Annotated in this window: 9 protein-coding genes and 1 pseudogene; 7 read left to right on the top strand and 3 right to left on the bottom strand. The window is 60.3% G+C overall.

What is annotated here, in order from left to right; genetic code table 11:
* Positions 1 to 188: 188 nt before the first annotated feature.
* Positions 189 to 1,634, top strand: coding sequence for an alanine/glycine:cation symporter family protein (locus AC1Q9F_RS15900; RefSeq protein WP_492620256.1), 1,446 nt, complete (start codon positions 189 to 191; stop codon positions 1,632 to 1,634).
* Between the two features lie 99 nt (positions 1,635 to 1,733).
* Positions 1,734 to 2,738: an asparaginase gene (locus AC1Q9F_RS15895; RefSeq protein WP_492620257.1), complete on the top strand. Its 1,005-nt coding sequence runs from the start codon at positions 1,734 to 1,736 to the stop codon at positions 2,736 to 2,738.
* A gap of 168 nt (positions 2,739 to 2,906) precedes the next feature.
* Here AC1Q9F_RS15895 and AC1Q9F_RS15890 read toward each other — a convergent pair whose 3' ends face one another.
* Positions 2,907 to 3,305: a hypothetical protein gene (locus tag AC1Q9F_RS15890; RefSeq protein ID WP_492620258.1), complete on the bottom strand. Its 399-nt coding sequence runs from the start codon at positions 3,303 to 3,305 to the stop codon at positions 2,907 to 2,909.
* A 53-nt stretch (positions 3,306 to 3,358) separates the two neighbouring features.
* On the opposite strand from AC1Q9F_RS15890, the pseudogene AC1Q9F_RS15885 reads away from it, so the two are divergent.
* A pseudogene (locus tag AC1Q9F_RS15885) lies at positions 3,359 to 3,517 on the top strand (asparaginase); the annotation flags it as partial.
* Positions 3,518 to 3,585: 68 nt separating this feature from the next.
* Here the strand turns inward: AC1Q9F_RS15885 and AC1Q9F_RS15880 are convergent.
* Complete coding sequence (locus AC1Q9F_RS15880; protein ID WP_492620259.1) at positions 3,586 to 4,062, bottom strand: hypothetical protein; 477 nt, start codon at positions 4,060 to 4,062, stop codon at positions 3,586 to 3,588.
* Between the two features lie 328 nt (positions 4,063 to 4,390).
* Between AC1Q9F_RS15880 and AC1Q9F_RS15875 the strand changes: the two genes are divergently transcribed.
* The 4 genes from AC1Q9F_RS15875 to AC1Q9F_RS15860 all read left to right on the top strand — a co-directional run bounded on the left by AC1Q9F_RS15875 (position 4,391) and on the right by AC1Q9F_RS15860 (position 12,375).
* Positions 4,391 to 5,389 (top strand): AraC family transcriptional regulator, encoded by a 999-nt coding sequence (locus tag AC1Q9F_RS15875; protein WP_492620260.1) that lies wholly within the window; start codon positions 4,391 to 4,393, stop codon positions 5,387 to 5,389.
* Between the two features lie 132 nt (positions 5,390 to 5,521).
* Positions 5,522 to 6,547: a histone deacetylase family protein gene (locus AC1Q9F_RS15870; protein WP_007954279.1), complete on the top strand. Its 1,026-nt coding sequence runs from the start codon at positions 5,522 to 5,524 to the stop codon at positions 6,545 to 6,547.
* Positions 6,544 to 7,644, top strand: a complete 1,101-nt coding sequence (locus AC1Q9F_RS15865) for a polyamine ABC transporter substrate-binding protein (RefSeq protein WP_492620261.1) — start codon at positions 6,544 to 6,546, stop codon at positions 7,642 to 7,644. The genes AC1Q9F_RS15870 and AC1Q9F_RS15865 overlap by 4 nt, the downstream gene beginning before the upstream one ends.
* Positions 7,645 to 7,761: 117 nt before the next feature.
* The gene (locus AC1Q9F_RS15860; RefSeq protein WP_492620262.1) at positions 7,762 to 12,375 is read left to right on the top strand and encodes a dermonecrotic toxin domain-containing protein; all 4,614 of its coding nucleotides are present in this window, start codon (positions 7,762 to 7,764) and stop codon (positions 12,373 to 12,375) included.
* Here AC1Q9F_RS15860 and pdxR read toward each other — a convergent pair.
* Positions 12,372 to 13,925 (bottom strand): MocR-like pyridoxine biosynthesis transcription factor PdxR, encoded by a 1,554-nt coding sequence (gene pdxR / locus AC1Q9F_RS15855; RefSeq protein ID WP_492620263.1) that lies wholly within the window; start codon positions 13,923 to 13,925, stop codon positions 12,372 to 12,374. The two genes, AC1Q9F_RS15860 and pdxR, sit on opposite strands and share 4 nt — an antisense overlap.
* Positions 13,926 to 13,937: the final 12 nt, after the last annotated feature.

Genomic DNA, 13,937 nt, shown 5'->3' with positions numbered 1-13,937 from the left:
CCTCTTCGCGTGAGCGGTCGTCGGTAACGAGGCCATAACCCATGCGAAACCCGAACTAATAACAAACCCGCGATATGGATCCGGGACGAAACCCTCGCCTCGCCTGTTGTGCCGCGCGCACACCGGTGTAACGCGATGTTTCCGACCATCCAGCATTTGCTTACACAATAAACAGCGAGGAAAAATCCATGCTCGAAGTCATCAACGACTTCCTCTCAGGGAAAGTACTGATCGTGCTCATTGTCGGGCTCGGTAGCTACTTCACGATTCGCTCGCGTTTCGTTCAATTGCGCCATTTCTTCCACATGTTCGCGGTGTTCCGCGACAGCCTCAAAGGCAGCGCCGGGCAACTCAGCTCGTTCCAGGCCCTGATGCTCAGCCTCGCCGGCCGCGTCGGTGCAGGCAACATCGCCGGTGTCGGCATCGCCGTGACCCTCGGTGGTCCGGGTGCAGTGTTCTGGATGTGGGTGACCGCTCTGGTCGGCATGTCCAGCAGCTTCTTCGAATGTACGCTGGCCCAGGTCTACAAGCGCGCCGATGGCGACGGCCTGTACCGTGGCGGTCCGGCTTACTACATCCAGCACGGCCTGAAACTCAAAGGCATGGCGGTGGTGTTCTCGATTCTGCTGCTGGTGACCTACGGCTTCGCCTTCATCGGCTTGCAGTCTTACACCGTGACCCACTCGCTGCAAAACGCCTTTGCCTTTGATCCGCAACACACCGGTATCGTCCTGGCGGTGCTGCTGGCCATTACCTTCATCGGCGGCATCAAGCGCATCGCTTCGGTGTCCGACCTGCTGGTACCGATCAAGACCCTGGCCTACATCGGCGTGACCCTGTACGTGATCGGCACCCAGATCGAACACGTGCCAGCCATGCTGGAAACCATCTTCAAGAGCGCCTTCGGTCTCGATCCGGCCTTCGGCGGCCTGCTCGGCAGCGCAATCGTGATGGGCGTGAAGCGTGGCGTGTTCGCCAACGAAGCGGGCCTGGGCAGTGCGCCGAACGTCGCCGCGGTGGCTGCCGTGAAGCACCCGGGCGCTCAAGGCGTGGTTCAGGCTTTCAGCGTGTTCCTCGACACCTTCGTGATCTGCACCTGCACCGCGCTGCTGATCCTGCTGTCGGGCTTCTACACCCCGGGCTTCGAAGGTGACGGCATCGTCCTGACCCAGAACTCGCTGGCCGCCGTGGTCGGTGACTGGGGCCGCATGTTCGTCAGCGTCGCGCTGTCGCTGTTCGTCTTCACTTGCATCCTCTACAACTACTACCTGGGCGAAAACAGCCTGCAGTTCCTCACCCGCAACCGCGCTGCACTGATGACGTTCCGCGGCCTGGTGCTGGCGCTGGTGGTCTGGGGTTCGATGCAAGACCTGTCGACCGTGTTCGCCTTCGCCGACATCACCATGACCTGCCTGGCCTTCGTCAACCTGGTGGCCCTGGCCATGCTGTTCAAGGTCGGCATGCGCGTGATGCGCGACTATGACGCGCAGCGCCGTGCCGGCGTCAGCCAGCCGGTGTTCGACTCCAGCAAGTTCAGCGACCTGGACCTGGACCTGAACGCCTGGCCTGCCAATCCGTCGGCCGACACTCAGGCCAACGCTCAGCCGCAAGGCATCCCTGCAGCGCAACGCTGATCGGGTAAAAACCGGGCGCAGGTCTTGCGCCCGGCGTGACACAAGCGGCGGTCGGCGTCATGCTCGACCGCATGCTGTCCTCGTTCAGGAGAACTCCCCATGAATTCCTCGACCTACCCTGCCGCCCAGCACGTCATGGTGCTGTACACCGGTGGCACCATCGGTATGCAGGCCAGCGCCAACGGCCTGGCCCCGGCCTCCGGTTTCGAAGCGCGGATGCGCGAGTACCTGCACAGTCAGCCTGAGCTGGTGGTGCCGCAGTGGCGCTTTCGCGAGATGTCGCCGCTGATCGACAGCGCCAACATGACCCCGGCCTACTGGCAGCAACTGCGTGAAGCGGTGGTCGACGCCGTCGATGTGCAAGGCTGCGACAGCGTGCTGATCCTGCACGGCACCGACACCCTGGCCTACAGCGCCGCCGCCATGAGCTTTCAGCTGCTCGGCCTGCATGCCCGCGTGTGCTTCACCGGTTCGATGCTGCCGGCCGGCGTCACCGACAGCGACGCCTGGGAAAACCTCAGCGGCGCACTGGTCGCCCTCGGCCACGGTCTGGCGCCGGGCGTGCATCTGTATTTCCACGGCGAACTGTTGGCCCCGACCCGTTGCGCGAAAGTGCGCAGCTTCGGCCGTCATCCGTTCAAACGCCTGGAGCGTCAGGGCGGCGGCGTGAAAGCCACCTCCCTGCCGGCCGCGCTGAACTACAACCAGCCCAAACAACTGGCCAAGGTGGCGGTGTTGCCGCTGTTCCCGGGAATCGGCGCCGAGATCATCGACAGCCTGCTCGACAGCGGCATTCAGGGTCTGGTGCTGGAGTGCTACGGCAGCGGCACCGGGCCAAGCGACAACCCGGAGTTCCTCGCCAGCCTTGGCCGGGCGCGGGACAACGGCGTGGTCGTGGTTGCGGTTACGCAGTGCCATGAAGGTGGTGTGGAACTGGATGTGTATGAAGCCGGCAGCCGCTTGCGTGGTGTAGGCGTGCTGTCCGGTGGCGGCATGACTCGCGAAGCAGCGTTCGGCAAGTTGAACGGATTGCTCGGTGCGGGTCTTGAGACAGCTGAAGTGCGGCGACTGGTCGAGCTAGACCTGTGCGGCGAGCTGATTTAAACCTTCAAATAATTCCCCCCGTCGTATCGCGACGGGAGGAATAAAATACATCCGGAAGAAGTAAAGTAGATTTACACCCATATCGAAACACCATTTTTATCGAAAATGCGCAACACTTGTTATCGGAAAAACCGTTCCTCTCCATAACTCAGCAGCCACAATAAAATCCTACCGAAACTCTACCTCGGCCTCGCCGTAAATCAGCCGAACCGATTGCGCCGTTGCGGTAGCATCAAAGCGAATACTGTATTTCGAACTGTTTTCTTCACGTATGGACAAACTGCCTTTGTCCGCTGTCCAGCCGGTGCCATTGCCTTTATAGTAAAGAAAAAATTTAGGAACCTCGATAGACTGCCCTAAATAACTTCGGCTGACACCGATCATGATGACGTTCGTTCCCCTGGAATCTTTAAACTCTAAAAATATAGTTTCTCCATCCCTGCCTGCGCGCGCCTGCATGGAGACCTTGACATCATCAACTTGAACAGAAAGGCTTCCAACTGCAGTACCGGCCTTCAGTTCTTTGAAATCATCAAGTGTAATTTTTGTTCCCTTTGAGTTTTCCATTATGCAATCCCTAATAGAAGTGAGTTTATATATAGAGCTTATAAAACAAATACCTGCTGGCGCCGACCCGTTGCGCGAAAGTGCGCAGTTTTCCGCCGTCATCCGTTCAAACGTCTGGAGCATCAGGGCGGCGTCGTGAAAGCTACTTCCCTGCCGGCCGCGTTTAACTACAACCCACCGTGCAATTGACCAAGGTTGCTGTGCTGCTGTTACAGTGAATCAGCGCCTGGACCAATGATGATCAGCAATACCACCCCGTACTGCGATGGAGGGGTATCGACTATTTCACGGGTTTAACCACAAGGAGTTTTGCCTTTAATTTTGCTGTTTCCTGATTCGGAGGATCACCGCGCCAAAGAGTCGCATCAACGTCGCACTGAAGCCTTCCTGTGCTGGCGTCAAAGGACACATTAGAAAGCTTTGCTGTGTCCGCATCCCAACGACTGGGATCATTACCAAGAAGAAAATTAAAAAAATCGCCATAACCCGTACGAAAATCATACACAACCGAGGATAAAGCTGATTGATCGACCTCCAGATTAATACCGGAGTGATTGCTCTTGAACAGGAGCAGTAACCTCTTTCCGTTTTTGTCTGCATGCTCCACCCATGAGTCGGCCTCAGATTCAAAAGGCTGGTCATCCAGCGTCCCTTTCATGCTCCCCTCACCTACAGGATTCCTTCCTTTTCCGTATTTTTCCAATACGTTTTCAATATAAGTACGACGATCTTCGACTTCTTTGTTTTTCGAATTCATTTCCTCACTCTCCTTTGTGAAATATTCCACACATTACGACTACAAACTTAGCGTAGACCCAGACAAACACAAATCAAACAAAAAGACTTAAATAAAGATAATTAGCAACTAATCGACAAACGGCACCCACATACTTAAAAACCTGTTACTTCTGACAGTCGCCAAAACAACTATTTCGCATTAAGTTAAACAGGCGGGAGCCATGACCCTATATATGACGAACAAAAAAGTGGCCGTCTCCATAAACATTAACTACCACAAACAATCGAGATCAATTTCTGGTATGTAATTTGCTTTCAAGGATATGTATTTCGCTCGGGACGCCCCCATGCTCCACTCCCACCTCACCACCCTCAACGCCGTCTCCCTGGTGCTCAACACCTTCAGGGATCAAGGCCTGTCCAGCGAAGCGCTGCTGGCCGGCAGCGGCATCAGCGCGGCGGATCTGAGCCGGGCCGACACCCGCATCACCACCAATCAGGAGATGCAGGTCTGCGCCAACGCGGTCGCGCTCAAGCATGACATCGGTCTGGAACTGGGCCGGCGCATGCACGTTTCCTGCTACGGCATCCTCGGTTACGCGCTGCTGACCTGTGCCACCTTCGGTGACGCTTTGCGGCTGGCGATCCGGTATCCGGCGCTGCTGGGAACACTTTTCGAACTGAGCCTGGAAGACGACGGCGAGCGTGTCTGGTTCGTCGCCGCCGATTATCGCGAGAGCCCGGCAATGGCGGTGTTCAATGCCGAGTTCTGTCTGGTGTCGCTGAAAGTCATCTGCGATGACCTGCTCGGCCATCCGCTGCCTCTGCTCGCCACCCGCTTCGAACACGCCGCGCCAGACTATCGCGACAGCTACGCCGAACACTTCAAGGCCCCCCTGCACTTCGGCGCCAAGGACAACGCCTTCGCCTTCGACCGGCGCTGGCTCGATCAACCGCTGCCGCTGGCCGACATCATCACCCACCAGGCCATGGCCGAGCGTTGCCGCAAACAGAACACCGAGTTCACTGGCCGTCAGGCGTGGCTGGGGCGGATCCGCCAGTTGCTCAGTGCGCAACTCAATGCCGCACCGGGGCTGGAAGGTCTGGCGCAGCAGATGAACTGTTCACCGCGCACGCTGCGCCGGCATCTGAAGGACATGGGCTGCAGCTATCAGGAGCTGCTCGACGAACTGCGTTTCGAGCGGGCCAAGCAGATGCTTTGCGAGGATCAGCTACCGATCTACCGCATCGCCGAAACCCTGGGTTTCAGCGAGACCGCGAGCTTCCGCCATGCCTTCGTGCGCTGGAGCGGCGTGGCGCCGAGTCAGTTCCGGCCACACGGTTAAACCGTCGAGGGGCGATATCAGGTCAGTATTTTTGGCCACATCGATCCCCTTTTGGCCTCTCTGGCCGTTCTCCGATTCGGCCCACGCCGCAACACTGTGATCAACCGAATCAGCCCCTGCGGAGAACAACAAATGCTGACGATCTACTCTGACGATCACCACCTGCACCATGGCCGCTGTGAATTGATCGACGGGCAGCTCAAGCCTTGCTTCGAGATGCCGTCGCGCGCCGACCACGTACTGCAACGGGTGAAAAACCAAAACCTCGGCCCGGTCGAGGCGCCGAAGGATTTCGGCCTCGGGCCGATCGAGCGCATTCACAGCCGCGACTACCTCGACTTCTTCAAAGGTGCCTGGGCGCGCTGGACCGAATTCAACACCGACGGCGATTTGCTGCCCTACACTTGGCCGGCGCGCACCTTGCGTCAGGTCAAACCGACCAGCCTGCACGGCCAGCTCGGTTATTACAGCTTTGACGGCGGCGCGCCGATCACCGCCGGCACCTGGCAAGCGGCGTACAGCGCGGCGCAAGTGGCGCTGACCGCACAAGCCGAAATCCAGCGTGGCGCCCGTGGCGCTTTCGCTCTGTGCCGTCCGCCGGGACACCACGCGGCAGGCGATTTGATGGGCGGTTATTGCTACCTCAACAACGCCGCCATCGCTGCGCAGGCATTCCTCGATCAGGGCCACAAGAAGGTCGCGATCCTCGACGTCGACTACCACCACGGCAACGGCACCCAATCGATTTTCTACGAGCGGAGCGACGTGCTGTTCACCTCGATCCACGGCCACCCGGAAGCGGAATTCCCGTTCTTCCTCGGCTACGAGGATGAGCGCGGCGAAGGCGCCGGTGAAGGGTTCAACTTCAACTATCCGCTGCCGGCCGGTTCCGGCTGGGACGTCTGGAGCGCGGCGCTGGATCAGGCCTGCCAGGAGATCGACAACTACGGTGCCGACATCATCGTCGTATCGCTGGGTGTCGACACCTTCAAGGACGACCCGATCTCGCAGTTCAAGCTCGACAGTCCGGATTACCTGGCGATGGGCAAACGCATCGCGGCCCTCGGCAAACCGACCCTGTTCGTCATGGAAGGTGGCTACGCGGTGGAAGAAATCGGCATCAACGCGGTGAACGTGCTTGAAGGTTTCGAACAATGAGCAAACTCAAGCACCTCATCGCGCCAGCGTTGTGCGCGGCGCTGCTGAGCGGCGCCGCACACGCGGAAGAACGCACCCTGCGCGTCTACAACTGGTTCGACTACATCACTCCCAAGGCACTGGAAGACTTCAAGGCGCAGAACAGCCAGACCAGACTGGTCTACGACATCTTCGACACCAACGAAGCGCTGGAGGCAAAGCTGCTGACCGGCAACTCCGGCTACGACGTGGTGGTGCCGTCCAACGTGTTCCTCGCCAAGCAGATCGAGGCCGGGGTGTTCCAGCCGCTGGATCGCAGCCAGTTGCCGAACTGGGACCACCTCGATCCGAAACTGATGAAGCTGATCGAAGCCAACGACCCGGGCAACCAGTTCGCCGTGCCCTACATGTACGGCACCATCCTGATCGGCTTCAACCCGGCCAAGGTCAAGGCCGCGCTGGGCGACAACGCGCCGGTGGACAGCTGGGACCTGATCTTCAAGGAAGAGAACATCAGCAAGCTCAAGCAATGCGGCGTGGCCCTTCTCGACTCGCCGTCGGAGATCCTGCCGCTGGCTCTGCAACACCTCGGCCTCGATCCCAACAGCAAGAACCCGGCGGACTACGCCAAGGCTGAAGCGCTGCTGATGAAGATTCGCCCGTACGTGACCTACTTCCATTCGTCCAAGTACATGGCCGATATCGCCAACGGTGACATCTGCGTCGCCGTCGGCTATTCGGGCAGTTTCTCCCAGGCCGCCAACCGCGCCAAGGAAGCGAAGAACGGCGTGGTGGTGGACATGCGCCTGCCGAAGGAAGGCGCGCCGATCTGGTTCGACATGCTCGCCATCCCGAAAGGGGCGAAGAACCCGCAGGACGCCTACACCTTCGTCAACTACCTGCTGCAACCGCAGGTGATTGCGCCGGTCAGCGATTTTGTCGGGTATCCGAACCCGAACAAGGACGCCACCGCGCAGGTCGACCCGGCGATTCGCAACAACCCGAATCTGTACCCGACCGATGCGGCGATGAACACGCTCTACACCCTGCAACCGTTGCCGCGCGATGCGGAACGGGCGCGGACCCGGGCGTGGACCAAGATCAAGTCCGGTACCTGAAGCGCTGCAACCCGACCAGACCCGCAGCCGCGGGTCTTTTTTTGCCTGCAAGATCTATGTACCGCATCGCAGCGCGGCCAGGATTCTAGTGTCCGGTTTTTTCCCGTGGACATGAACATGACTGAATCTGCCGCCGCCCCAGACGTTTCCCCTCCTTTGCTGAAACAGAGCCGGCTGGTCGAACTGACCGGCCAGGGCTACTCGCTGCATCAAGTCGCCTCGACGTTGTTGCGCGAAGGACTGAACAAAAGCTATCCCGACCAACACATCGATCCGGATCGCTGCATGCTCGCGACGCCTCTGCGCGAGACCGACACTTCACAGAACACCGCCAGGGTCTTCGCCTTCGAGTCGCTGACCCATGCCTTCATCCAGCACTGCCTGCACAAGACCACGGCCGATTACATCGAAGGCGAGCACTTCCTGACCCGAACACCCAACGCAGTTCCTCCCACTCTTCTGCCGGTGAGCATGGACGACATCACTGCGCTGGTGAACGACCTCGCACCTTTTCTGTTCCTCGAGTATCAGCAGCGCCAGCTCGATTACTGGAACGAGTCCGCCAATGGCCAGCCACGCTGGCAAGAGCTGTCCGATCAGTTGTGCTCAGCGGCGAATGTGCAGTCGGCCAGCGGCTGGGACGCCGATGCATGCGCATTGGCACGATTTGTCGCGCAGCATCCGGACCGGAGTGAACGCTCGACCGCAGCCAACGATTTCGTCGGACTGAAAGCCTGCCTGATGGACATCGAACTCGTCGACGGTGAGGACAGCACACACCTGCTTGTCGCCGGGGCTCTCGTGCTGACCGCCACCGTCAAAAAACGAAACCGGATCCTGATGTACACCGTTGCCGATGGCTATGAATCATTCGACTCGCTGACCGCGCTGGGAGAAACATTGCCGCAGCGACTCGATCCCCAGCTGTCCGATCGCTCCTTGAAATGGCGCCTGATCGAGCCCGAAGGAAACATCTTCGATGCCGTTGCACAGGCGCAGATCAGCAACCAGCTCGGCGCGATCGAGGCACTGGATCCCGCCAGCCGGTCGATCAGTGCCCACGCCGGTTCCGGGCGCCAGCGCCGCAGTCGATTCAGCCCACTTGAGCGGGCTCGACTCGACCAGCTGGAAGAGGCCATTCCCGACTGGTTGCTCGATGGATCGGCGCATGACCTTCAGGACTACAGTCGCTACGTCGCCGAGCTCGGCACGTTGCGCAACGAAGCCGGGAATGGCGCGTTCAGGGAAGACGACATTCCCCTGATCAGACCCTACGCCGAACGCCGGATGCGTGAAGCGATCATTGCCGACGAAAGCGCTGAAGGCGCCGCCGACCTGCCTCTGGAACAGCTGCGAATCACGGTGACGAACAGCCTCGAAACCGGCGGCTTCACGCTGCCCAACCCGTTTGACCGGGTACACGAAACCCTCGGCGAATTCGCCCTGCAAAATACCGCGCCCTATCAGGCCACGATCGCCTTCGACGATGGCCGAACCTTACCTGACTGGCTGACGGTGGACTTTCTGAGCGCCATCGCGGAAAAGATCGACATCGGCGGTGACTATCCGCAATTGATCAAACGCGCACTGATCGATGACCCGATCCGTTCGGCCGCGCACCGGACCCGCTATCTGCGCCAGCTGCCGACGCTTCTGCCGATGCTCGCGCTGGAGTGCAAACTCAGGCGCCAGGGTGCAGTCGATGAGCGTGGCTATGCCTATGTCTGCCAGTTGATGGATGCCATCAACCGCAAACTGCCGGTGGCCGAACATCCGGTGACCATCCGGCCTCTGGCGTTCGTCCCGCGTCGCCGCTTGAGCCGGCGCTCGGACGTGGTCGCCAACATGTTCATCATTTGTCCGCGAGATCACGCACACGGTCCCTGTCTTTTGTACCGACCGCTGCTGGACACCCCATTGATGCAGTTCGCTTCGTTGCAGAACCTGATGTATGCACTGTATCAGGCGGGCGAACTGCGCAATTCGGTACTCGCCTGGCTGGGCAGCGCGGCCCAGAGTTTCGAGTACTCGCAATACGCCTTCCCGGTAGGTCTGCCCTCGCCGTGGATCGTCACCCAACTCGCCACGGAACCGTTCATGCATCTGGATCTGACCGGCCCGATCGAACTGGAAAATGCGCCGCTCGACGGCGACATCCTGGCTTCGCTGTATACGGCGAACAGTCAGGCACTGGTCGAGCTTGCGAACCGTCAGTCACAGTCCAACCGTGAGCGCCGCTGGGCACTTCTGGCGGACAGCGGCTGGGCCATTTTCAGCGTCGCCGCGAACTTCATGAGCGGCGCAGCTGGTACGGCTGTCTGGGTCTGGCAGACCATCACGCAGATTCAGCAGGCGATTGATGCTCATGAACGCGACGACAATCTGGTGGCCTGGCAATCCACCGCCGATGTCCTGCTCACCCTCGGCATCATCATGACTCAGCACGCCGTGGTACGACGCAACCGCTCTTGGTCGCCGCGCCGGAGTGAATCGTACGAGTTCGAGCAAGCGGCGTCGGAGAGCGTGGAGTCCGCGAGGACGCCGCAACCTGCGCCAGCGGTCGCGCCGTCCGTCACCCTCGATCCGCTGGTTGTCACCGGCGAAGTCCCTGTCGGGCATTTCACTCAGCTCGAACAGGGGACGCTGTTGCGACCTGGCACCAGCGCACGCTTCATCGCGATGCTCGACCGTTTCAGGATCGCTGCACCTGACTTGAACGGTAAACGAGCCTCGTCGGTCACTCACCTCTACACCCTCGACGGCAAGACGTGCGCCCAGGTCGGCACGCGCTGGTTTGAAGTGGTCGCCCGGCCAGACGAGCCGGTTCACATCGTTGACCCGGCCGACCCAAAGCGTATCGGCATGGCGCTGAAATACGACGAGACTGCCGGACAATGGCACTGGGACCCGAAACTGCGCTTGCGCGGCGGCATGCCGAAAAGCCGGATCGAGGCATTCCGTCGATCCAAAAAACAGATCATGGACGCAGCGTGGACTGAGCTTGAGCAATTTGAAGCAGGCGAAACCGAAGCGAAAACACAGCTGCTGCGAGCGCTGGTCGCCCTTCCACGGGATATCAGCGAAGCCGGATTCGAGCACTCCGCGTCCATTTATCTGGACCGGGCCACGAAGCTGGGCAATGACTACACCAAGGCCCTGGAACAACTCGAAATCTGGCGCGAGGCGGGGGGCGGCGGCTCGGTACACCAGGCCAAACTGATGAGCCTTACATTGGGTCAGCACCGCTGTTTGGGCTCGTGGCTGCGAGTGAAGATGCGGACTTATGCCAAGACCACGCAAATATTCGTCGACAGCGCAATCAACCAGACAGCGATACCGCGAAACAAACAGATCGAAATAGCCACCGTCGCCACCGCGATGAGCGACGAAATGATTGTCAGCCTGCAGACCCTGGACCGTTCGCTGCAGGTCTTGAACAGCCACTCGGCCAAGGCCAGAGAAGTGGCCACCCGACTGGAATTGCTGCTGCCGGATTTCAGCCCGCTCGATCTCAAAGCCAATGAAATCGGCATGTCCTACGAACGCTGTGTCGTGGAACAGCCGGGGGCCGCCATGAATGCCGCCCGTGCTGCCATCGGGATCATCACGGCCACGGCTGCCGACGCCGGTCACGAATTGATCCTGCTGAACAAGACAGCGATCACCGCAGACGGGCAGCCAGCGCGTATCGAACGCCTGTCGCAATGGAACGACCTCTTCGCCAGCCTCGGTGAACGTGTCGAACGGCTGCCAGCCGACCATCCCGGCCAGTTCGTCCAGGCCCGACTCGAAAGGGTTCGCGAGCTGATCGGCGAGTTCCACCTGCTGGCTCGCAATCGACTGACCACGGAACTGCCTGAACCTGAGGAACGACCGGCACCCGTCAAGTCCAGACCCCAGCCCTCCACATCACAGTCCAAAGTGAAGGTCTCCAAGAGCCGCCCCCGCCCAGAGGTGGACGAGCAGGCTTCCACTGCCCCGGGCAGCGACTCCAGCGCAGAGGTCGCGTTCGTCAAACTTTCCACTCGACGGCCTGACCCGAAGGTGCCCAAGGATGACGAGGACCTTCTTTCATCGGCCATCCAGCTTGAAGCGGACATCGACCGGTTCAACAGCAAGACCCGCGAGGATGCCAAGCGACCAGGGCGCATTCCCGCCGACATCCGCGACATGTTCGAACAGCAAGTCGCGCGGCTCAAGCAAGCGGCCAATGACGTCGACAGCGCCATTACCCGAAGAAAAAACGCCAGGAAGGATCCCTGGCCCGTGGCCTCCCTCATCCCGAACCTGCGCGCGGGTGCCATCCGCACACAGGCCGAAGGCATTGCGGTCTATGCGGCCATGCTTAAACACCGCAAACCTAGGGAAACCTATTTCCACTGGTTGAACGACAACGGGCAGGTCAAGGTCAGCAAAGACCCTCGCGGGCGCATTCGTACCCGTTATCGCGGGGACTACTTTCAGGAGTACCGGATTCTCGACAGGAACAACGCTGACAAGCCGCTGTGGGTGGCGCATTTCCACTACGACCAGCTCGGGGATGCGGATGAGCTGTACACCACCGCCCACCTGAAACCGGCCGATGCCTATCTGCAGACGCTCGATGACAAAACCCGGCAGGCACTCAACACCTTCGATGCCGTCGACAACGCACTACGGCGTATCGTCGATCCGCAAGTGCGCGATCTGTTCCTGAAATCGCAGGCGGAGGCTCAACCGAAAGACGGTTAAGGGCGCCAGACTTCGCGCAAACGGGCCAGTGCCGACTCGATCGCCGGCTCCGGTACCGCCGCAAAACCCAGCACCAGTCCGGCGCGCTGATCGATCGGGGTCGTCGAGTCCGGCAGCCAGTATTTACTCAGGCCGTGGACCTCCACTTCCACGCTGGCGGCCTGCTCGATCAGCTGTTGTTCGCGGGCCACGCTGTCGACCGCCACGGTGAGATGCAGCCCGGCCGACACCGCCGGCAGATCGCCAACACCCGCCAATCCGTGCGGCCAACCGTTGATCAGGGCGTTACGCCGACTCAGGGCTGCCCGACGCATCCGCCGAATGTGCCGCTGGAAGTGCCCGGCCGCCATGAATTCGGCCATCACCGCTTGAGTGCTCACTTCGGAGTGCCGGACATCCACCGCGCGTCGCTGGGCAAAGGCTTCCACCAGCCCCGGCGGCAACACCAGATAACCCAGGCGCAGCGCCGGGAACGCGACTTTACCGAAAGTGCCGACGTACAACACGCGCCCCTGGCGGTCGAGCGCAGCCAGCGGGGCCAAGGGCGCGCCGGTGTAGCGATATTCGCCGTCGTAGTCGTCCTCGACGATCCAGCCGCCGGTGCGCTCGGCCCAGGCCAGCAGTTCCAGACGGCGCGCCAGGCTCATCACCACCCCGGTCGGGTATTGATGAGACGGCGTGACATAAGCCACTCGGCAATCTTCGGCAGCCGCCAAAGCCGCGCAGTCGATCCCCTCTTCGTCCACGGCAATACCGTGCAATCGACCACCGGCCAGCGCGAACGCATGACCCGCAGCGCGATAGCCGGGATTCTCAATGCCTACGCCGGCGCCCGGCTCCACCAGCAACTGTGCACAAAGGCTGATTCCCTGTTGCGCGCCACTGGTGATCACAATTTGCTCAGCCGAACACTGCATACCGCGCGAACTGCGCAAATAAGCGGCGATCAGACCACGCAAGCGCGCATCGCCCGCCGGGTCGCCGTAACACAGTTGCTGCAAATCGGGTTTGCGCCAAAACGCCGCGTTCAGCTTGGCCCAGACGTCGAACGGGAACAGATCGAACGCCGGAACACCGACCCGGAATGCTCGCGGCGGACCGCTCGGTGGCGTCGGTAAATGGTTCTGCCCAAGCCGCTGCAACGCGCCGCTGTGGATAACTTTGCTGGATAAATACCCAGTGGAATTGTCCGAAATTGTGGATAAGGTTGTGGGTAAGCCTGTTGAAAACCCTGTGGATACTTTTGTGGATAATTTTTTCGCCGGCGCCACCGATTGCGGCAACTGCGCCACATAAGTGCCGTCCCCGACCCGGCCTTCAATGAAACCTTCGGCGTACAGTTGATCGTAGGCACGTACCACGCTGTTACGGGAAATCCCCAACGCAGCCGCCAGATCGCGACTGGCAGGCAGTCGCGTGCCGCTGGCCAGGCGCCCGTCGAGCACCCGCAGGCGCAAGGCCTGGTAGAGCTGACGACTGAGGCCTTTGCGGCGGTCGAGTTCGATACCGGCAGGGTTGAACGGCAGCGACAGCGTTGTCGAATCGGGCATGGCAATGGACCT

The sequence above is a fragment of the Pseudomonas sp. GW823-FHT04A03 genome, assembly GCF_058796615.1.
Note: the sequence above shows the minus strand (reverse complement) of the source record. Positions and strands in the feature narration are given on the sequence as shown.